The sequence below is a fragment of the Actinomyces slackii genome, from assembly GCF_900637295.1.
In the GTDB taxonomy this organism is placed as follows: Bacteria; Actinomycetota; Actinomycetes; order Actinomycetales; family Actinomycetaceae; genus Actinomyces; species Actinomyces slackii.
On record NZ_LR134363.1, the window covers coordinates 742,455 to 761,753 of the forward strand.

Genomic DNA, 19,299 nt, shown 5'->3' on the forward strand with positions numbered 1-19,299 from the left:
ATACCCACTCCACCCGCATGCTCCACGCCCCGCCACGGGGCGGCCAGTGAAAGGAACACCCATGTCCGCAACCATGACCCGTCGCAACTTCTCCATCGCAGCAGTGGTCGCCGTCGGCGCAACCCTGGCGGCCTGCGGCCGCTCCGAGGGCGTGGGAGGCCTCAAGGAGGACGGCGGCACCACCGTCATCTCCGTGGGCGCCACCCCCCAGCCCCACGTCACCATCCTCCAGTACGTCCAGGACAACCTCATCGAGGGCTCCGGGATCAGCCTGGACATCGTTGAGATCAACGACTACCAGACCCCCAACACCTCCCTGGATGACGGCACCCTGGCCGCCAACTTCTTCCAGACCCCCAACTTCCTGGAGCAGCAGATCGAGGAGAAGGGCTACGACTTCACCGCGATCAGCGACGTCCACATCGAGCCCATGGGCCTGTACTCCTCCACCTACAACTCCGTGGAGGAGCTGCCCGAGGGTGGCCTCATCATCCTCAACTCCGACCCCGCCAACACGGCCCGCGGCCTCCAGCTGCTGGTCCAGGGCGGGCTCATCAAGCTCGACGACTCGGTGAAGATGCCCACCGTGGACGACGTGACCGACAACCCCAAGAAGTTCACCTTCCAGACCGTCGACGGCGCCCAGACCGCCCGCTCCATGCAGGACGCCGCCGCCGCCGTCATCAACGGCAACTACGCCATCGACGCGGGCCTGACCCCCAAGACCGATGCCCTGGTCCTGGAGGAGGCCGAGGGCAGCGCCCACATCAACCAGCTCGTGGTGCGCACCGAGGACAAGGACAACGAGCACCTCCAGAAGCTCGCCAAGCTCCTCAACGACCCCAAGGTCAAGACCTTCATCGAGGAGTCCTGGGCGGACGGCTCCGTCATGCCGGCCTTCTGAGGCCCGCCCCGCGACGGCGGGGAGCGAGCCGGGCCGCCTGCAGCACGTACAGGCGACCCTTGGCCCGCCCCGCGACGTCGGGAGCGGACGCCCATGCGGGGGTCGGATGCGCCATGAGCGGCCCATCCGGCCCCCGCGTCGCGCCTGCGGTCTCGATGCAGCGGCCAGGGCCGCCCGGGATGGGGCGGCCCTGGCCGCCATCCGATGCGGCGGATGCGGAGGGTCTGCGCCGTCGGGCAGCGAGAGGGGGCGCGCCGCTTTCTCCCTTTTTTATGGCTACTCCGCGTCACGGGGCCGTCTCGCCCCCGTCACGAGCCGGCGGCGCTATGAACGCCCAGATCATGAAGCCGTCACGGTTGCGTCAAGAGTTGAGCACAAGCGGAGAAGGCGCATTGTTGCGCGGAGTCTGGCGGGCTTAGCCTCTCGGTCCCCGATGCCGAATGCCTCAGGAAAGGGCCGTGAGAAAGGAGGGCGCATCATGGACTCGACTCAGACCCTGGCGGGGATGTACATCAGGCAGATCCTGGTCGTGTGCGCCGCCCTGGTCCTCCTGGCGCTCGGCCTGGCACTGATGCCCGTTCCCGTGCAGGCCGCGGGCGAGGGCACGCTGGAGGTCGGGGTCACCGCCAAGGGAGTCCCGGTGGCGCTGACCAGGGACTACGTCCTGGGATACACCTGCACGGACGGCCAGGAGGGCGTGATGCGCGTGCCGGGGACCGGGGCGCTGAGCGCCGTCGACGCCACCTTCCCCGTGGGCACCCGCTGCACCGTGGTGGCTGATGCCGAGGACCTCGACCTGCCCGGCTACACCGCGGTGGCGACGGGGGGAAGGGGCGCCCCGGCGCGCTCGGTGGTCATCGGCGCGGAGTGGTCCGGCAATACGGCGGCACTGGTCGAGATCGTCTATGAGGGTGCCTGCCGCGACGAGGTCGACCCCGAGTCCTGCCGGAGTGAGGGGACGACGGGATCGGGAACAGGGACCGGGGCCACGCCGACCGTTGAGGTGTCGGCGGAGATGGCCGAGCCCGAGCGCGCCCCCGCCCCCTGAACGGGCGGCTCCGAGCGGGTCAGTCACAGCGGGGCGGTCACGGCGGGGCGGTCACGGCGGGTCAGGCACGCAGCGGACGCCGATCTGCGTCGCGGACGAGGGTTCGCGTCATCCGACTGGGGTTAGCACAGGGGCGGGTGACGCAAAGTCACGTCGTCGACGCATACTCACGTCCTCTACGCAAACTCACGTCTTGCGCACCCGGGCTGGGCGCGAGTAGTACCTGGCCCTGCGAGTCGCGCACGGCTAATCCCGGATCCCGGCCTCGAGGACGTCCAGGGCCTCATTGATGAGCTGCGGGATGTCGGCATCCTCCTGCTGCCACCACTCCTCCAGGGCCAGCAGAAGCGTGCCTACCAGCGCATTGACCTTGATGGTCAGCTCCGGGCCCGCCTCCACGCCCCGCCGCCGAGCCACCTCCTGGGTGATGACTCTGACGGCGCTGCTGGCCTCGATCATCTGCTGGGCCCAGATGCTGGGCTGCTCGCTCATGTAGCGGGCCCGACGCCGCCATGCCGGGTCCTCGCGCAGGCTCTGCGCCATGGCGTCCACGGCCTTGCGGGCGGCGCCCACCAGGGAGAGGCCCTCGTCGATCCCTGACAGGAAGAGATCGGCTGCGGACTGGTCGTACTCGTCGTGGACGATGAGCCTGTCCTTGGTGCCGAAGTACCGGTACACGGTCGACGCCGAGGCCCCCGCCGCCTTGGCCACCTCCTCGACTGTGACGGCGTCGTAGCCGCGCTCGTCGAACAGGTCCAGGGCCACGGTCTGGATCTGGCGCATGGCCTCCCGCTTGGCCCGCTCGCGCAGGCTCAGGTTGGGCGCCGCATGCCGGTGCTGCGCCCAGTCCTCATCCCTGCCGGTCTCCTCGCTCACGCGGGCAGTCTACGAGGTTCCTCCCGCGGAGCCGGCAGTCCTCAGCGCCCATGCGGGCCGCTGAGGAGTAGGGCGAGTGCGGTGGTCAACGTCGATGCGCGGTGATACGCTCATATGTGACAGTCACTATCAAGTTGGAGGTCACTGTGAATTCGGTTGTCCGTTTCGACGGCGTCGTCAAGACCTACGGTCGCCTGCGCGCCCTGGACGGCTTCGACCTGGAGGTGCGCCCCGGAGAGATCCACGGCTTCTGCGGCCCCAACGGCGCCGGCAAGTCCACCGCCCTCCGCATCCTGCTCGGACTGGCCCGCCACGACTCCGGCGTCGTTCAGCTCTTCGGCTCAGACCCGTGGCGGGAGGCCGTTCCCCTCCATGCCCGCCTGGCCTACGTGCCAGGGGACGTAGGCCTGTGGCCGGGCCTGACCGGAGGACAGGCCCTCGACATCCTCACCCGCCTTGGAGGGGGCCACAGCCCGCGCCGCCGCGATGAGCTCCTGGAGCGCTTCGCCCTGGACCCCACCAAGAAGGCCCGCACCTACTCCAAGGGCAACCGGCAGAAAGTCGCCCTCATCGCCGCCTTCGCCGCCGACGTCGAACTGCTCATCCTCGACGAGCCCACCTCCGGCCTCGACCCCCTCATGGAGGACGTCTTCCGCGACGAAGTGCGCCGGGCCGCCGAGCGCGGCACCACCGTGCTCCTGTCCAGCCATATCCTCACCGAGGTCGAGGAGCTCTGCGGTCGGGTCACCATCATCCGCGATGGCCGCACCGTGCGAAGCTCGACCCTCGCCGAGATCCAATCCCTCACCCGCACCGCCATCGAGGCTCGCACCCGCGAGCCCGTCGCGCTCGACCCGGCCCTGGGCGCCGAGCTCTCCAATGCCGGGCGCCACCTGCGTGTCGAGGCCCCCACCGCTGAGCTCGACACAGTCCTCACCCAGGTCCTGGCCGCCGGCGTCGAGCAGCTCAGCGCCCGGCCTCCCAGCCTGGAGCAGATCTTCCTCGAGCACTACGAGGTCGACGCCCGATGACACGCCTGGCCGGAACCCCCACCCTCATCCGCCTGGCCGCCCGCCGCGAGATCATCCCCACCGCGGCATGGGCCGCCCTGCTCGCCGCGCTCCTGGCCGCAACCACCCGCTCCTTCCGCGACACCATGTCCACCCCCCAGGCCCTGGCCGCCTACAGCGCCGCGATGAAGGCCTCTCCTGTTCAGCGCTTCTTCAACGGCCCTGGGGCCAGCCCGGGCGCTCGTATCGACAGCCTGGGAGGCGTCGTCGTCTTCGAGATCGGCGGGTACCTCCTGGTGCTGGTGGCTGCCCTGTCCCTGCTGACCGCCGTGCGCCACACCCGCGCGCTGGAGGCCGAGGGCGGTGCCGAGCTCCTCGGAGCCGGTCGAGTGGGCCGCTGCGCTCCAGAGACTGCCGCATTCATCGTCGTCGCCGGGCAGGCCCTCTGCTGGGGCGGTGCCAGCGCTACCGGGATGTGGGCGGCGGGACTGCCCTGGCGCGGTGCCGTGGCCTACGGAGCCTCCCTCGCCCTGGCCGGAGTGCTATTCGCAGGAATCGCCCTGGTCGCCGCTGAGGTCTATGAACAGCCCGGATCGGCCAGCACTGCCACTCTCATACTCCTCCTGGTGGCCTTCCTGGTACGCGGAGCGGCCGATATGGGGAATCCCGCCGCACGCTGGGCCTCCCCACTGGCCTGGGCCCAGGCCCTGCGCCCCTTCGACGAGCCCGACCTCGGCCCCCTTGCCCTGGGGTCTGCGGCTCTTCTCCTCCTCCTGGGGGTCACCGCCCTCCTGCGGGAGCGCCGGGACTCGGGCGCCGGGATCTGGCAGCAGCGGCCGGGTCCGGCCAGTGCCTCACGGTGGCTGACGAGGCCCGCCGGTCTGCTCGTCTCCCACCTGCGCGGCGCGGCGATCGGATGGGGGCTGGTCATGGCCGCGCTCGGGATCGCCTTCGGACTGGTGGCCGCGGAGATCGAGTCGGCCGGGGCACAGGGTGCGGCAGTGGTGCTCGGGAGGCAGGACGCCAATGTCCTGGGCGTGCTGCGATTCGCCGCGGCGCTTCTGGCGGTCCTCGCCATATCCTGCGGAACCGCGCTCCTGGGGCGCCTGGCCCGCGAGGAGACCTCCGGGCGACTGGACGCCGTTCTCGCGCGACCCGTGGGGCGGGGGCGGTGGCAATTGCTGGCAACCGCCGTCACGCTAGGGATCGCCACGGCTCTCCTGGCCCTGGGCGGAGTCGGACTGGCACTCGGCGCTCAGATCGCTGGAGCCGACTACGAGGTCACCGACCTGGCCTGGATCGTCGTCGCGCAGATGCCGGCTGTTTGGGTGGTCCTCGGGCTGGGCGCGCTGGTGGTGGGAGCCTCCGCGCGCCTGTCGCCCCTGACTTGGGTGGTGGTGGCGCACAGCGCGGTGGTCGGGGTGTTCGCGCAGACCCTCGACCTGCCCCAGTGGCTGCGCAACACCGCCCCGATGACGCATGTGCCGCGCATCCCCGAGGAGGATCCGGCAGCCCCTGCGCTGGCGGCCTTCGCGCTCGCGGCCCTGATTGCCGCGCTCGTTGCCTGTCTTCTCATGGCTCGTCGTGACGTCAATCGGCACTGGGAGGGGCCCTCGCCGGGGCGGCTGCCTACAATGGCAGGGACAGCGCGGCGGCATCACAGGAGGAGCCGTGATCCGCAACGTCCACGAGCGCAGCATCCAGGCCGGCGCCGAGGCCGCCGGCGCCCTGCTCGACGGCCTCGGCCGCCCCGGGGATCGCCTATGGCCCGCGCAGCTCTGGGAGCCCATGGTGCTGGATCGCCCGCTCGCCGTCGGGGCCGACGGCGGCCACGGCTCCATCCGCTATCGCGTCGTGGAATACGAGCCGGGACAGCGTGTGCGCTTCGCCTTCACCCCCGGTACGGGCATCGAGGGCTTCCACGAACTCGAGATCCAGGCCCTGCCCGGTGGCCGCTGCCGAATGCGCCACGTGCTCATGGGGCGGGCGCGCGGCACCATGCGCCTGCTGTTCCCCGTCCTGGTCGAGTCCCTGCACGACGCCGTGATCGAGGATCTCCTCGACAATGCCGAGCGCGAGCTCACCGGGCGGGTGCGGCGCCCGGCCAGGCACCCGGCCTGGGTCAGGCTCTGGTCGCGCAGGGAGCGCCGCGGATGAGACAGGGCCGCTGATCAGGGTGGAGTCTTCGCCGCAGGGTGCGGTCCCGGCGCCGGAGCCGGCGGTGGTCGTCGTCGGCTGGGCTGTGGTGCCTCAGTCCGCGGGGACGTAGCCGATGAGGCTGCCCGTCTCACGGTCGTGGCTGACCACAAGGCCGGGGCTCACCACCATGAAGATCCCCGTCTCGATGGAGGGCGCTCCCGGGAAGGCGATCTCCTTGCCGGTCTTGGTGCTCACCAGGCTCTGGAATATGCCGCTGATGCTCTGCGGGGTATGGTGCAGGGCGACCACGGAGCCCCCCTGGGACAGATGGGCCCAATTCGGGCAGGACGAGTAGTCGTCGGAGGACTCGGGGGAGAATGACTTGTCTCCCATGGTGACCTTGGTGATGCACGCAGAGGTGATGCTGATGGTGACCCCGCTCGGTGGATCGTCGGGCTTGGTCAGCGTGGTCTCCAAATCCTCCAGCGTGCTGACACTGTTGACAGGCTCCAGGCCGAACTTCTGCAGCTCAGGATCAGGTGCGGTGAAGTCCCTGATCTTCTCCCCCTCGGGCGTGAAGAGCCGTACCTGGCGATCCTCGTCGTCCTTGCCGGAGGCGATCACGGCCCACCCGTCCTTGGCGGGGGCGATATAGGTGTAAGCGGTCTTGCTCTTCGGCAGAGGGCTGTCAAGCTCCATGACCTCGCCGCTGTCAATGTTGATCACGTTCGTCTCCACTGTGGTGAAGCGCTTCTCATCGCGCTGGATGAGCGGCAGGTAGCCCGCGATTCCCGTGTCCGTTGAGTACTCGTCGTCATCAGCACTGGGGCCGGCATCCTCGATCTCAGCGCGCCACAGCCGTGAGCCATCGGCGGACCATGCTGTGCAGGAGTCGTCCTCATTGCAGCTGATGGCCACATCCTCGACGATCGCGACCTGCTCCTCCTTCCAGGGGGCCTGTGAGGTGGAGCCGTCATTGAGATTGAGGACGAGTGAGCCCAGGACGGCCTTGTCCTCGCCCCAGGCGAGCACATGGACGATGGATCTGGGAGGGTCATCAGGGCGTGTCTGCCATGCCTTCTCGATGCCCTCGGCGGAGGCCCTGTAGCCGGTGATCTCCAGGTCGTCCGACTCCCCGCCGATGGTCAGCACCCTGCCGTTGACAGCAATGGCCCCGGTGCCCTCGTCGATGCTCTCCTCCCAGACCTGCCGAGCCCCCGAGGCCCAGGCCTCGGCCAGGACGATGTTGCCCGCATAGGTCACCCGCACATCCGGCTGGCGGAAGAAGGCGTACCAGACCCCGCCTCCGGCGACCACCAGTGCCAGGACCGTGGCGACGACGATGCCCACCACCAAAGCGCGCCGGCGCTTGCGCGGCGCAGGGCCCATGGCCATCGCCTGCGGATGCGCCATCTGTCCCATCGGTGCTTGGGGGCCCCACTGCTGGCCGAACTGGCCGGGCTGGCCCGGCTGGCCGGGCTGGCCCGGCTGCGGGCCGCTGTTGAGGAGGGCGCTCGGAGCGGCCTGGGCGTTCGGCGCAGGAGCGGCCTGAGCGCTATGCCCATAGGGTGCTGGGGCCGGCGGGCCGGACTGTCCGGACTGCTGGGACTGGGCGCTGTGCGCAGGAGCGGCCGGTGCCGGCGTCGGCAGTCCTGACTCCGCGGCCGCGGGGCGCTCAGCGGATCCATCTGCCGGCGACTCGGCAGGAGTGCCGGTGGGCTTGGCCACCGTGTTGACCGGCTGGGCCGCATCCTGGGACGCCGAGGCGGCGTCGGCCTGCAGATGCCCCCGCTGGATCAGCACCTCACGGACCTGGGGGTCCGACGAGTCGCGCATGAGGTCGAGGACCTCGGCGGGGACCGCAGGATTCGAGGCCAGGACGGCGTGCAGGTCGGGGCGCTGCTCCGCGATGCGCTTCCACTGCTGGGGTGGGGCAAATCGACTCCCCGCCGTCACCGCGTCGTGGTCGGCAGGGGAGGGTGGGTCCTGGCTCATGGGCTCAGCGTAGTGAGGGGACGTCGTTGGCCGCGGACATACGGGACAGCGCGATCAGTCGATGATGCCGTAGAGGCGGTCTCCGGCGTCGCCCAGACCCGGGACGATGTAGGCGTGCTCATTGAGGCGCTCATCCACCGCCGCGGTCACCACGGTGACATTCGCGCGCTCGCCGACGGCCTCCTCCAGGGTCTTGACGCCCTCGGGGGCCGCGATGAGGCACAGGGCGGTGACATCGCGGGCGCCGCGCTCCAGGAGGTAGTCGATGGCGGCCACGAGGGTGTGGCCGGTGGCCAGCATGGGGTCGATGACGAAGCACTGGCGGCCTGAGAGGTCGTCGGGCAGGCGGTTGGCGTAGGTCTCCACCTCCAGGGTGTCCTCGTCGCGCTTCATGCCGAGGAAGCCGACCTCGGCCGTCGGCAGCAGGCGGGTCATGCCCTCTAGCATGCCCAGGCCCGCGCGCAGGATCGGCACGACGATGGGCCGGGGCGAGGCGATGCGGCGGCACTGCGCCACGGCAACAGGGGTGGTGATCTCCACGGCCTCCGTTCGCACCTCGCGAGTGGCCTCGTAGGCCAGGAGGGTGACGAGCTCGTCAACGAGTTGGCGGAAGACCGCCGAGGGCGTCCTCTGGTCGCGCAGGACGGAGAGCTTGTGATCGATGAGGGGGTGATCGGCAACGTGCAGGTGCATGGTGAAAGACTACGGCCCATCTGCGTGGCGAGTCGCGCAGGTCGTGGGGAGAGGCGCACGTGGGTGCGGGTGCTGATACCCGCCCACCGGTCAGAGCCGATGGTGGCTGGGACGTGGCGCAAGACGACAGCGAAAAGAGTAGCGCAACAATATAAGCGAAGGCTTCCATACTTCTTATAAAGTGGTAAAAGTCACGTATAGAAACGCTAAATTCGCGTGATCTGCTTGACACTCTGTGTGTATCCAATCACACTTATATGGCAGCTCAATGAACGAGCTGTGTGATCCCTTAGGAAAGGAGGTGTGTGATGACGCTGATGAGTGCGCTTGCTGACGCAGGCAAGGATGCTGGGACGCCGATGGTGCGCAGTGCTGGGTGCATCGCTTGCTGGCGCTTCCGCAAGGTAGTTGCAGTGCGGCGAGCCTGTGGAAGGCCGAACCCGATCCTCCTGGCCCTGTGACCTCCTGGCCGGGAGTTGGTGCCCCGGGGCGCGGGCCGGTGTGCTCGTGGCCCGGGGCCGAACCGGAAGGAGTGCTGGTGTCTGATCACAACGAAGGTTACCTATGAAAATCGCAGAAAGAACTACCCTGGGTCGGGACTACGCTTCCCGGTGGGTGCTCCATTCTCAGCCGGACGGCATGATCCTCGTGGACAAGTCGAGTCTCTACTACGTGCGCCTCACTCCGCTCGCGGCGGAGCTGATGCTTCAGTTCTCCAAGGGGCGAAGCCTGGATGATGTCGCAGCTGCAAGGGCGGTTCTCGAGAACGTCACCGTCGCAGAGGCCAGGGCCGCACTTGTCCAGCTGCTCTCCGGGGACCCGCTCACAGGGGAGTGGCTGAAGGGCGGCGTGGACTCCGAGATCCGGGTTACTGGGTCGGAGCAGTCCTACGTTCCTGTCACGATGTCGCTGCAGTTGACGAACGGCTGCAACCTCGAATGCTCCTTCTGCTATGCGGCTTCCGGAGCCAGGCGTGACAGCGAGTTGAGCGCCCAGGAGTGGATCGACGTCATCAAACGGGGGTCTTCCCTCGGGGTGCTGTCTTGTACATTGACTGGAGGGGAGCCCACTATGGCCAGGGGCTTCCATCATATCCTCACCGCCGCCGCAAGTTACTTCACCACTGTCTCTCTGTTCACTAACGGGTACGCGCTCTCCCGCAGGACAATCAGCCTTATCGCTGCACTGGGCAACGTCGACGTCCAGGTAAGCCTTGATGGGGTTGGGGAGACCCACAACACTATTCGAGGCGGACGGGACGCCTTTAATAAGACCCTAAAGACGATCAGCGATCTCACCGCGCAGGGGGTGTCGGTTGATGCGGCGATGGTTGCCACGCCAAAAAACTACCGTCAGGTCGAGGACCTGGCGGCAGTTCTGGATGATGCGGGCGCTTACCGGCTCCGTGTAGCGGAGATTCAGACCCTCGGCCGTGCGGCGGGCAGTGACGAGTTTAGGCTGGCAGAGGAAATGGCCGCCGCGGTGGAGGAGCAAATGGAGCGCTTTAGCGCCCGGGGACGCAATTTGGAGATCGTCCAGGGGACGGGGTGCGACCTCGGAGAGGAGGTTGAGGTTCTTACAGGACGGGAGTCGGAGTACCTTGTCCCGGGCTACCTCAGTTGGCACGTCCTAAGTGACGGGCGGGTGACACCGTGCACTCTTGAGGAGGTTGGTGCGATCGGTAACGTTCGAACCGATGCTCTGGAGCGGATCGGCTCACTGGACAACCTTGAGGCGGCGGCGCAGAAGTCGTTCGGGTGCCGGTGCATGAAGTACGTGTCGCGGCCCACCAGTTGTGGTCACCCGTACGCGGAGGCCGTCCGATGACAGCCATGGCGCAGGCCCTTGTTACGCTTGCCGCAGTCCTTCTGCTCGCTCGGGTGTACCGCAGCCTTCGCCCGACAGGGCACCCGATAGCGGGAGATCCGGGGCTTTTGCAGAGGGAGGAGGCCATATCGCGCGCCCGCCAGTACGCCGACGTGCTTCTGGGAGTCAGTACGGGAGACTGGCACGCCTTCGCCACCACCTCCAGGGACGAGGAGGCGCTCGCCGCCGTTGAGTTGCTTCCCGGAGGGCCGACGGCGGAAGAGACCGAGTTTGTGAATCAGAGGGGGTATACGGGGGAGTGGTACGTCCGCCTCATTCCCGATCTTCGCCAGGAGTCCTCCGTCCTGATCGGTCTGGCAGCCGGTGGCCGGCTCAGCCTGTTTGAGGCTCGCGGAGAGTTGGGGCAGCCGAGGACCGATGCTCCGGAGCAAGATGCCTCTCCTGTGCTGGAGGCATCGGTGATCGGATTGGGCACTGAGCCGGATGCCATCAGTTGGCAACGCGAGGAGAGGGATTCTGGCGGCCCGCGCGTCGCCCACTTCCGCCACACTGCCGGGCGCCTGGTGTCGGAGCATGTGACCCGCTTCAGCGCTGGGAGGCTCACCCGCGTTGACCGGCGGCTGGAGGTAACGAACCAGAGTGGAGCGGAGCAGCCGGTCCAGGATAGACAGGAGCTCGCCGGTGCTGGTGCGATGCTCATGACTGTACTGGCTGTGGGCGGTGGGATGGTGGTTCTCGTAGTTGGTCAGGGCCGTCCTGACTGGGAGGTGCCCTCGGCTCTGGCTGCTGCAACATTCTTGGCCAGCTTCCTAAACGGGATCCTCTATCCCTCCGGCATCGTTGCGGGTGCCCTGCCGCCCGGTGTGCGGGCTGGGGCCTACATAGTGCTGACCGTGATCACCAACGCGACTCTTGCGATTCTCAACGGAGTGGTCGTCTTCATTGTCTCCTGCGCGGCGCTGTCGGTGTCGCCCAACGCGACGCTGGGGCTGGCAGGTCCGGGGTTGGTGCTGCCTATCCTGTCAGGTACTGCTTTTGCCATGTTCTGGCTCGTGGTCTCTTCAGGACTGTACTCGTTTGTGTCCAGGAGGGCTGGTTGCCGGGTGTTCAGGAACCCGTCACGAAGTTATATATTCATGCTTCCCGGAGCCCGTGTCAACGGAGTTCTTAACGCATTGGTCAGTGCCCTGACGGAGGAGACCGTGTTCCGCCTGTTCGTCCTTTCTGGGACACAGGTGCTGTTAGCCCCTGTGCTACCGGAGCCGTGGGCCACGGTGGCAGCGGTGGCGGTCAGCGCCCTACTGTGGTCGCTGGCGCACTCGACCCAGGCGTGTCAGCCTTCGTACTACCGTTATGTCGAGCTCTGGGTCGTGGGCGCGGGTCTCGGTGTGCTGTACGTTATTTTTGGCATACTGGCGCCACTGGTGGCGCACACGCTGTACAACGCTGTCGTCATGCTCTCCCATGACGACCTTGTGCAGCCGAGAGAAGTACTCCAGGAAAGGAGAGTCCATTGAATCAGAGCCCTGGCAGGGAAGGAGGCCCGGACGCGGACGGCCCGGCCTGGGCAGACTCTGCCCAGGACCTCGAGTCCGGACCGCGGCTTAGACAGCTGTGGCCCTTCCTTCGCCCCCTCAGGGCGAGGATCGTCCTGGGCATCGTCCTCGCCCTAGCAGGTGCGGTGGCGTCGTTGGCCCAGCCGATAGTGATGGCGCAGGTGATTAACGCGACGCTTCTGGAGGAGTCGGTGGCCCGACCTTTTGCGCTGCTGGCGCTCCTGCTGCTGCTTGACGTCGTCCTGTCCGGGCTGCAGGCCTGGGTGCTCCTACGGGCAGGGGAGGATCTCGTCCTCACCGTGCGCACGCTGCTCATAGAGCGCATTATCTTCTGGCGCCTGCCGACCCTGAGGAGGCACCGCAGTGGGGACCTCATCTCGCGAGTCAGCAATGACGCGGGTACTCTGCGAGGTATTCTCAGTGATGGCACCGTTGACGTCGTGGGCTCCGTGTTCATGCTGGGGGGAGCAATCTGGATCATGATCGTCATCGATCCGGTCCTCTTCGGCTGTACCGTCGCGGCGCTTGTCCTCGCCGGAGCCAGCGCCGTGGCGCTTCTGCCGCAGATCTCACGGGAGACCGAGCGCTCTAACAAGGAGTTGGGGGTCCTCTCCGCTGACCTGGACCGCGCCGTCACCGGCTTCATCACGGTCATCACATCAGGAATGCGTTCTCTGGAGCGTGAGCGCCTGGCGGGTGATGCGCGGGCGAGTTGGCGGGCAGGCCGCAGGGCCGCCGCCTGGGACGCCCTGACGACCCCGATCCTGCTGCTTGGGATGAATCTCGGATTTCTCGTCGTCTTCGGTGTAGGAGGAGTCAGAGTCGCCGAGGGGCGCCTGGGTGTCGCCGAATTCATCTCCTTTATCCTGTACTTCGGTATCCTCACCCCTCCGATCATCATGGGCATGACCGCTCTGACGACCGTCCAGCGCTGCCTGGGAGCGGTTGGGAGGATATCGGAAGTGCTGGACGAGCCTGTCGAGGATCCGGTGGATGGCCTTCTGGACCGCCACTACGTCCCCGACGAGGGCAGCCCCCCATTCTCGGCGGCGCTGTCCGATGTCACTTTCCGTTACTCCATGCGTGAGGCCCCTGTACTTGACAGTCTCAGCCTGGAGCTGGAGACCGGCGGGCTTACCGCCCTGCTCGGTGAGTCCGGAAGCGGCAAGACCACCACGCTCTACCTTCTGGCAGGCCTGGAGCGCCCCGACTCCGGTGAGGTCCTCATCGACGGCGAGGCACTGACCGAGGAGCGCGCGGGAGATGTCCTCGACGGTGTCGCGGTGGTGCAGCAGGAGACACCGGTCTTCTGGGGGACCGTGCGTGACAACCTGTGCTATGGGGTGTTTCCGGAGCCCTCAGTGGAGGAGGTTGACGAGGTCGTCGAGCGGCTCGGTCTCCGTCCGCTAGTGGACAGCCTGCCCGGGGGGCTGGACTCCCACATCGAGGACCATGGTGTCAGCCTCTCCGGCGGGGAGCGTCAACGGATCGCCATCGCGCGGGCCCTCCTGCGCAGGCCGCGCCTCCTGCTGCTCGATGAGCCCACCGCCCAGCTTGACGGGCACAACGAGAGGCGGTTGCTGGAGGCTCTACGCACTCTGAGGGGGCGTACGACCGTGATGCTGAGCACCCACCGCTCATCCACCGCGGCCGGTGCGGACAAGGTGGTCCAGGTCTCACCCGCCGGGACTCCCGTATGCCAGTCAGCCGAGTGAGGCGCACGGGGGCCCGACGGGTCCCACAGACCTGACTCCTGCCGTTTTAGCCTCGGGTTTTCGTTGTTGGGGTGGTGGGGGTAGGGGTGAAGGTGCCCCTTTTCCTGGGATAATGCGGGTTGTCGAAGCTCGCGATGATCCTGGAGAGGGGCACCTTCATGGTGAAGGCTACAGCAGGCTTGTATCCACGGGCGGGGGCCCGGGCTGGTGGAGTGCTGGGTGTAGCCGAGTGGCGAGACGCGTCAAAGTTGTTCATGACGGACACTTTTGGGGGCGCCGAGGTGGTCAGGCGGTGGCGCGCAGCCAGGCCAGCACGGCGCGAACCCGGCGGTTGTCCTGGCCGGGAGGCAGATCCAGCTTGAGGAAGATATTGGCCACGTGCTTGGCCACCGCGCCCTCGGAGACCACGAGGCGCTCCACGATCTGGGCGTTGGTCAGACCCTCGGCCATGAGGGCGAGCACCTCGCGCTCCCGCTCGGTCAGGCGCGCTATTCCTGGATGCGCGGCGTCCGTGGTGCGGCCTCCTGCCAGGAGTCGGGCCACCACCTCGGGGTCGACCACCACGCCGCCGCCCACAACGACCTCCAGGGAGTGCATGAAGTCGGCAACCCGCCCCACGCGCTCCTTGAGCAGGTAGCCCACCGCGCCCGCATCGTCCTCCAGCAGGTCGCGCACATAGGGGCCGGCCACATAGGCGGAGAGCACCATGACCGGCAGGCCCGGGTGGGAGCGGCGCAGCTCTAGAGCGGCCCGCAGGCCGTCATCTGTACCGCCCGGGGGCATGCGCACATCGGTGACGACAGCATCGGGCAGGGCGGCCTGCTCGGCCAGGCTGGTCACGGCTGAGCGCAGCTCATCGGCATCCGCGGCCTGGGCCACCACCTCGTGCCCCGCCGCGCTCAGCAATCCGGCCAGGCCCTCGCGCACGAGAGCGGCATCGTCGGCCAGCACGATCCTCATGGGGCGATCCTGGCACCAGCCAGCGGCTGTTGCACATTCATTCCGCGGGGGCGCCGCGACGATCGCTGCTATTCCAAGGAACCTGCCGATCATGGCGGGCGCTGGAGGGTGATGAATGTGCAAGGAGGGGTGTCGTTGCACATTCATCGCCGGGCGAGGCCCCTACAACTCAGAGGTGAACCGCGTCATTCCGCCGATCGCTGCCGCGAGCAGAGAAGCTAAATGTGCGGTGCGGCGCTCGCCCGGCTCACCATGGCGGCGATGCCGGGGCCTGGATGAGCAGGGTGGTGCCCTCGCCCGGGGCCGAGTCCAGATGCATGCTGCCGCCGACGGTCTCCAATCGCTGGGCGATCCCCGCCAGGCCTGTTCCCCCACCCGTCGCCTCGGGGATCGCCCCGCCGACGCCCTTGTCCTCGATGCGGGCGGATACCCCCGTGGCGCCGCAGAGCAGGTGGACGTGGGCGCTGCTTGCCCCCGAGTGGCGGGCGGCATTGGTCAGCCCCTCACTGATGGCGAAGTAGACGGCCGTGGACACCGGATCGCTCAGGCCGGAGTCATCCCTGGAGGCCGTCAGGGCAACCTCGATGCCCGCGCCCGCGCACAGCTCGCGCACCCCGGCGATGAGACCGCGCTCGGTCAGGACCGCAGGGCGCACCGAGCGCACGGTGTTGCGCAGCTCGGCCAGCGCGGCCTCCGCCTGCTCCTGGGCGCGGTCGAGCTGGGAGATGAGCCGGTCCCGAGCGGTGGTCTCCGGTGTGCTGGCGGGGTCGACGGAGCCGGCAGAGCCAGCGGGGCTGGCAAGGCCGGCAGAGCCGGCAGGGTCGGTAGGGCCGGCAGAGTTGGCAGAATCGGCCGGCCCAGCGGGGCTGGTTGGGCCGACGGTGCTGGTAGGCCCGGCGGAGTTGGCCGGCCCGGCGGAGTTGGCAGAGCCGGCGGGGCCAGCCGGGCCAGCAGACTCCGGCAGGGACTCGGCGCTCAGCCGCGCGGCTCCCAGGGTCATGGTCAGTGCGGTCAGGCGCTGCTGGGCGCCATCGTGCAGGTCGCGCTCAATGCGGATGCGCTCGGCCTCGAATGCGTCCACGAGGGTGGCCCTGCCGCGGCGCAGGTCCCCGACCTGCTGGGCCAGGGCGGCCCACTCGGCGTCCTGATCCCGGCTCAGAGCAGCGATCAGCCGCAGACGCGCAGTGGCGACGACAGCGAGGACCAGCACCGTGAAGAGGCAGAATCCCACCCCCAGGGGAGGAGCCCACCAGGAGTCTCCCGGCGAGTGCAGGCTCCTGAGGCCGCGCAGGATGAAGCGGAGCCCCAGGACGCCGATGACGCCCGCCCCGAAGCTGGGGCCGGACATGAGCAGGGAGGAGATCACCAGGGGCAGGTCCTGCCTCCAGAAGGGTCGCTTGGTCACGCGGGAGGCCAGCCAGATCGGGAGCGGCGTGCCGGGCCTGCATCCCGAGGGCGCCTCGGCGCCCAGGAGGCGGGCCGTGAGCCGATCAGCCTCCGCCGCCAGTGGGATCGTCAGGGGAAGGGCGAGGGAGCTCAGGCCCAGGAGGATGGCTGAGGGGATGAGGAGAGCGGCCCGGGCCGCCTCGAGGAGCACCAGGATGACAAGGCGCATTCGCCAGGAGGCCATGAGGCGCTCCCACACGCGCCGCGCCACCTCCCGCGGTGGCATGGCGGATTGCTGCATGGACTCGGGCATGGTGGCGACGCTACCGCGCGGCGCCTACCGGGGCAGTGGGGCCCGCACCCGCCTTCCCGGTGGAGCTGGCTCCACCATGGTTGGGCGGTGGGCCCAGTGACCCGCGGGAGGCCGGGCGCTGGGATGGAGCCATGATTCTCATGATCCTTCTCAAGCATCCGTCCCGACCCTGCTCGCCGATGACCCCGGGGGTGGTCCTGTGAGCACCTCACCCACCGCACGGCCCGCACCACCCGCGTCCACGCGCTCGCGAGCCTCCTTCCTCCCCCTCCTCGTGCCGCTCCTCGGCGTCCTCTTGGCGATCGCCGCCACCGCCTCCGTGCTCATCCTGCCCCGCCCCCTGCCCGAGGACGCCGACCCCGCGCGCTTCTCCGCCCACAGGGCGATGAGGCATGTTGAGACACTGGCCGACGAGCCTCACTCCGTCCCCGACACGGCGGCCCACGATCGGGCCCGCGACGACGTTGTGGGCATGTTCCGCGACCTGGGCTATGAGCCGGAGATCCATGCCGACCCGATGATTCTCAACACCTGGAGCGGGATGGTCACCGAGGCCGACCGCGCCTGGTTCCGCCCGATCGAGGACCTGGAGTCCCAGAACATCGTGGTGCGCGTGCCCGGGGCCTCCCAGCGCACCCTCATGCTCACCGCCCACTACGACTCCGCCGCATCACAGGAGGGCGACCAGGTCGCGCCGGGGGACTCCCATGGCGCCGGCGACGACGGCTACGGCGTGGCCACGATCATCGAGACCCTGCGGGCGCTCAAGGCCCAGGGGCGCCAGCCGGAGAACTCGCTGCTCATCGTCATCACGGATGCCGAGGAGGTCGGCATGGTCGGTGCCCTCAACGAGGTCACCCACCACCGGGAGACTCTCGACGACGTCGAGCTCATCGTCAATCTGGAGGCCCGGGGCATGAGCGGACCCGCCCTCATGTTCGAGACCTCCCAGAACAACTCCGCCGTCATGCGCCGTTTCCTGGCCAGCGCCCCCAACCCGGTCACCACCTCCTTCCTGCCGACCGTCTACCGGAACATGCCCAACGGCACGGACCTGAGCGTCTATTTGGACGAGGGCTTCACCGGGCTCAACATCGCAGCCATCTCAGGCGGAGAGCACTACCACCACGCCACAGATGCCCCGGAGCATGCGAATGCCGCGACCCTCCAGCATTACGGCGACCAGGTGCTGGGCCTGACGCAGGCCTGGCTCGACGACGCCGATGCCTTGGGGCTGACCGCCGACCACGACCTCCACTACTTCCCCCTGTGGCGCGGAATGATGGTCGGCTACCCGGAGGCCGTGGGCCTGGGGATTGCGGCCGCAGCCCTGATCCTGGGCGCGCTGGCCGCATGGGGGCTGCGCCCCTGGCGCGTGAGGGACGCGCTCAGGGTGTGCTGGGGCGTGGTGTGGCGCTCGGCCCTCATTGCCGTCGCCGCCACGGGCCTCCACTACGCCGTCGGATTCCTGGGCTGGGGTGCGATGCCCGGGGGAGTGGGGCCCAATCCGCTGCTCCTCTGGGAGTTCCTGGGGATGGTGGCCCTGGGCGGTGCCTGGCTGGGGCGCTTCATCTGGCGCCGTCGTCAGGAGCCGGCTGCGGCCGCCGCCGTGGTGGGGATGCTCATGGCCGCGACCCTGGCCTGCGCCGTGTGGGCGCCCGGCCTGTCCTACATCGCCGCGCTGAGCCTGGCGGCTCTGGCCGTCTCCCTCCTGGTGCGCGGCCGGGCGGCGCTGCTGGTGAGGCTGCTGGCCGCCTTCGCCATTGCCCTGGTCTTCGGCCTGCCCATCGTGCTGCTCCATGAGGCCATGAGCGTCAACATGCTGGCCCTGCCCGTCATCGGTGCGCTCCTGCCGCTTGGTCCGCTGGCTCTCGTGTGCCTCCGCGACGCGCGCCTGTGAAGCGCGACCCCACGACGGCGCTTCGCAGAGTTGCAGGTCAAGGCCCAGTCGCGAGGAGTGACTGGGCGACGAGCCCCGCCCCCGGATGCTCCTCGCGGACATCTGGGGGTGGGGGCAGCCCGACTCTGGGACGGGTGCTGGCCGCACAGACGCCGGCGGGTGCCCACTGGTGCCATGGGGGCATGACTCTTCACGACACAGTCGATGCCCTGATGCCCCCGCCCGCCGGGCAGGGCATTGCGATCAGCGTGCGGGGCCTGTCCCGCATCTACGAGGTGCCCGGCCGGCACGACGCCCGAGTCGTCGCCCTGGACGGCGTGAGCGCGGAGCTGCCCGCCGGGAGCTTCACCGCCGTGGTCGGCGCCTCGGGGTCGGGCAAGTCGACCCTCCTGCACACCATGGCCGGCCTGGACGAGCCCACCAGCGGGCGGGTGAGCCTCCTGGGCACGGAGATCACCTCCCTGACATCGGCCAAGCGAGCCCAGTTCCGCTCGCGCAACGTGGGCTTCGTCTTCCAGGACTACAACCTCATCGCCTCGATGACGGCGGCCGAGAACGTCTCCATGCCCTCCCGGTTGGCCCGCCGCCCACTGCCTGAGGGCCAGGCCCTGACGGCGCTGGAGGCCGTCGGCCTGGCCGACCGGGCCGGGCTCAAGCCGCACCAGCTCTCCGGAGGCGAGCGGCAGCGGGTCGCCATCGCCCGCGTCATGGCCTCCCAGCCCCGAATCGTCTTCGCCGATGAGCCTACTGGGGCCCTCGATCTGACCTCGGGGCAGGTGGTCCTGGAGTGGCTGAGCCACCTCGCCCAGCGCGGGACCACCGTGGTCATGGTGACTCACGACGTCGAGGCCGCCGCCCGGGCCGACGCTGTGGTCGTCATGGACCGCGGGCGTCTGGCGACCTGGTCGGACTGCCGCGACGCCGCACGCATCGCCGAGCTGGTCCACCGCGCCCGCATCTACTGAGCTGGAGAGCCC

General features: G+C 68.6%; 15 protein-coding genes. 9 read left to right on the top strand and 6 right to left on the bottom strand.

The window, feature by feature from the left end:
- Positions 1-61 precede the first annotated feature (61 nt).
- Together EL266_RS03065 and EL266_RS03070 are read left to right on the top strand one after the other, a co-directional pair.
- Positions 62-904 carry a MetQ/NlpA family ABC transporter substrate-binding protein gene (locus tag EL266_RS03065; RefSeq protein WP_026426319.1) on the top strand — a complete coding sequence of 281 codons (843 nt, stop codon included), beginning with the start codon at positions 62-64 and terminating at the stop codon, positions 902-904.
- A 478-nt stretch (positions 905-1,382) separates the two neighbouring features.
- Positions 1,383-1,952, top strand: coding sequence for a DUF5979 domain-containing protein (locus EL266_RS03070; RefSeq protein WP_026426320.1), 570 nt, complete (start codon positions 1,383-1,385; stop codon positions 1,950-1,952).
- A 246-nt stretch (positions 1,953-2,198) separates the two neighbouring features.
- On the opposite strand, the gene EL266_RS03075 is transcribed toward EL266_RS03070, so the two are convergent.
- Complete coding sequence (locus EL266_RS03075) at positions 2,199-2,828, bottom strand: TetR/AcrR family transcriptional regulator (RefSeq protein WP_051280949.1); 630 nt, start codon at positions 2,826-2,828, stop codon at positions 2,199-2,201.
- A gap of 146 nt (positions 2,829-2,974) precedes the next feature.
- Here EL266_RS03075 and EL266_RS03080 point away from each other — a divergent pair, with 146 nt between their 5' ends.
- On the top strand, positions 2,975-3,859 hold the full coding sequence (locus EL266_RS03080; RefSeq protein ID WP_034514620.1) for an ABC transporter ATP-binding protein: 885 nt from the start codon (positions 2,975-2,977) through the stop codon (positions 3,857-3,859).
- 1,178 nt (positions 3,860-5,037) lie between these two features.
- Here the strand turns inward: EL266_RS03080 and EL266_RS03085 are convergent.
- Positions 5,038-5,439 (bottom strand): hypothetical protein, encoded by a 402-nt coding sequence (locus EL266_RS03085; protein ID WP_126412112.1) that lies wholly within the window; start codon positions 5,437-5,439, stop codon positions 5,038-5,040.
- Positions 5,440-5,509: 70 nt separating this feature from the next.
- Between EL266_RS03085 and EL266_RS03090 the strand changes: the two genes are divergently transcribed.
- On the top strand, positions 5,510-5,995 hold the full coding sequence (locus EL266_RS03090) for an SRPBCC family protein (RefSeq protein ID WP_026426322.1): 486 nt from the start codon (positions 5,510-5,512) through the stop codon (positions 5,993-5,995).
- 93 nt (positions 5,996-6,088) lie between these two features.
- Here the strand turns inward: EL266_RS03090 and EL266_RS03095 are convergent, their stop codons facing one another.
- Together EL266_RS03095 and upp are read right to left on the bottom strand one after the other, a co-directional pair.
- Positions 6,089-7,972: a variant leucine-rich repeat-containing protein gene (locus tag EL266_RS03095; RefSeq protein ID WP_034514621.1), complete on the bottom strand. Its 1,884-nt coding sequence runs from the start codon at positions 7,970-7,972 to the stop codon at positions 6,089-6,091.
- Between the two features lie 54 nt (positions 7,973-8,026).
- Positions 8,027-8,665: a uracil phosphoribosyltransferase gene (gene upp / locus EL266_RS03100; RefSeq protein ID WP_026426324.1), complete on the bottom strand. Its 639-nt coding sequence runs from the start codon at positions 8,663-8,665 to the stop codon at positions 8,027-8,029.
- Between the two features lie 564 nt (positions 8,666-9,229).
- Here upp and skfB point away from each other — a divergent pair.
- The 3 genes from skfB to EL266_RS03115 are packed head-to-tail and all read left to right on the top strand — an operon-like array spanning position 9,230 to position 13,763.
- Positions 9,230-10,492 carry a sporulation killing factor system radical SAM maturase gene (skfB, locus tag EL266_RS03105; protein WP_026426325.1) on the top strand — a complete coding sequence of 421 codons (1,263 nt, stop codon included), beginning with the start codon at positions 9,230-9,232 and terminating at the stop codon, positions 10,490-10,492.
- Positions 10,493-10,497: 5 nt separating this feature from the next.
- Positions 10,498-12,009, top strand: a complete 1,512-nt coding sequence (locus EL266_RS03110) for a CPBP family intramembrane glutamic endopeptidase (protein WP_026426326.1) — start codon at positions 10,498-10,500, stop codon at positions 12,007-12,009.
- On the top strand, positions 12,006-13,763 hold the full coding sequence (locus EL266_RS03115) for an ABC transporter ATP-binding protein (RefSeq protein ID WP_051280950.1): 1,758 nt from the start codon (positions 12,006-12,008) through the stop codon (positions 13,761-13,763). The genes EL266_RS03110 and EL266_RS03115 overlap by 4 nt, the downstream gene beginning before the upstream one ends.
- Positions 13,764-14,048: 285 nt before the next feature.
- Here EL266_RS03115 and EL266_RS03120 read toward each other — a convergent pair whose 3' ends face one another.
- Together EL266_RS03120 and EL266_RS03125 are read right to left on the bottom strand one after the other, a co-directional pair.
- Positions 14,049-14,723 carry a response regulator transcription factor gene (locus tag EL266_RS03120; protein ID WP_026426327.1) on the bottom strand — a complete coding sequence of 225 codons (675 nt, stop codon included), beginning with the start codon at positions 14,721-14,723 and terminating at the stop codon, positions 14,049-14,051.
- Positions 14,724-14,970: 247 nt separating this feature from the next.
- Positions 14,971-16,422, bottom strand: a complete 1,452-nt coding sequence (locus EL266_RS03125; RefSeq protein WP_026426328.1) for a sensor histidine kinase — start codon at positions 16,420-16,422, stop codon at positions 14,971-14,973.
- A gap of 199 nt (positions 16,423-16,621) precedes the next feature.
- Here EL266_RS03125 and EL266_RS03130 point away from each other — a divergent pair, with 199 nt between their 5' ends.
- Entirely contained in the window at positions 16,622-18,322 is a 1,701-nt protein-coding gene (locus EL266_RS03130) for a M20/M25/M40 family metallo-hydrolase (RefSeq protein ID WP_051280951.1), read from the top strand.
- Positions 18,323-18,504: 182 nt separating this feature from the next.
- Entirely contained in the window at positions 18,505-19,287 is a 783-nt protein-coding gene (locus EL266_RS03135) for an ABC transporter ATP-binding protein (RefSeq protein WP_051280952.1), read from the top strand.
- Positions 19,288-19,299 lie beyond the last annotated feature (12 nt).

Bases quoted from the DNA above. Each gene is read 5' to 3' on its own strand.
- EL266_RS03065 (WP_026426319.1), top strand. From the start codon at position 62: ATGTCCGCAACCATGACCCGTCGCAACTTCTCCATCGCAGCAGTGGTC.
- EL266_RS03070 (WP_026426320.1), top strand. From the start codon at position 1,383: ATGGACTCGACTCAGACCCTGGCGGGGATGTACATCAGGCAGATCCTG.
- EL266_RS03095 (WP_034514621.1), bottom strand. From the start codon at position 7,972: ATGAGCCAGGACCCACCCTCCCCTGCCGACCACGACGCGGTGACGGCG.
- upp (WP_026426324.1), bottom strand. From the start codon at position 8,665: ATGCACCTGCACGTTGCCGATCACCCCCTCATCGATCACAAGCTCTCC.
- skfB (WP_026426325.1), top strand. From the start codon at position 9,230: ATGAAAATCGCAGAAAGAACTACCCTGGGTCGGGACTACGCTTCCCGG.
- EL266_RS03110 (WP_026426326.1), top strand. From the start codon at position 10,498: ATGGCGCAGGCCCTTGTTACGCTTGCCGCAGTCCTTCTGCTCGCTCGG.
- EL266_RS03120 (WP_026426327.1), bottom strand. From the start codon at position 14,723: ATGAGGATCGTGCTGGCCGACGATGCCGCTCTCGTGCGCGAGGGCCTG.
- EL266_RS03125 (WP_026426328.1), bottom strand. From the start codon at position 16,422: ATGCCCGAGTCCATGCAGCAATCCGCCATGCCACCGCGGGAGGTGGCG.
- EL266_RS03135 (WP_051280952.1), top strand. From the start codon at position 18,505: ATGACTCTTCACGACACAGTCGATGCCCTGATGCCCCCGCCCGCCGGG.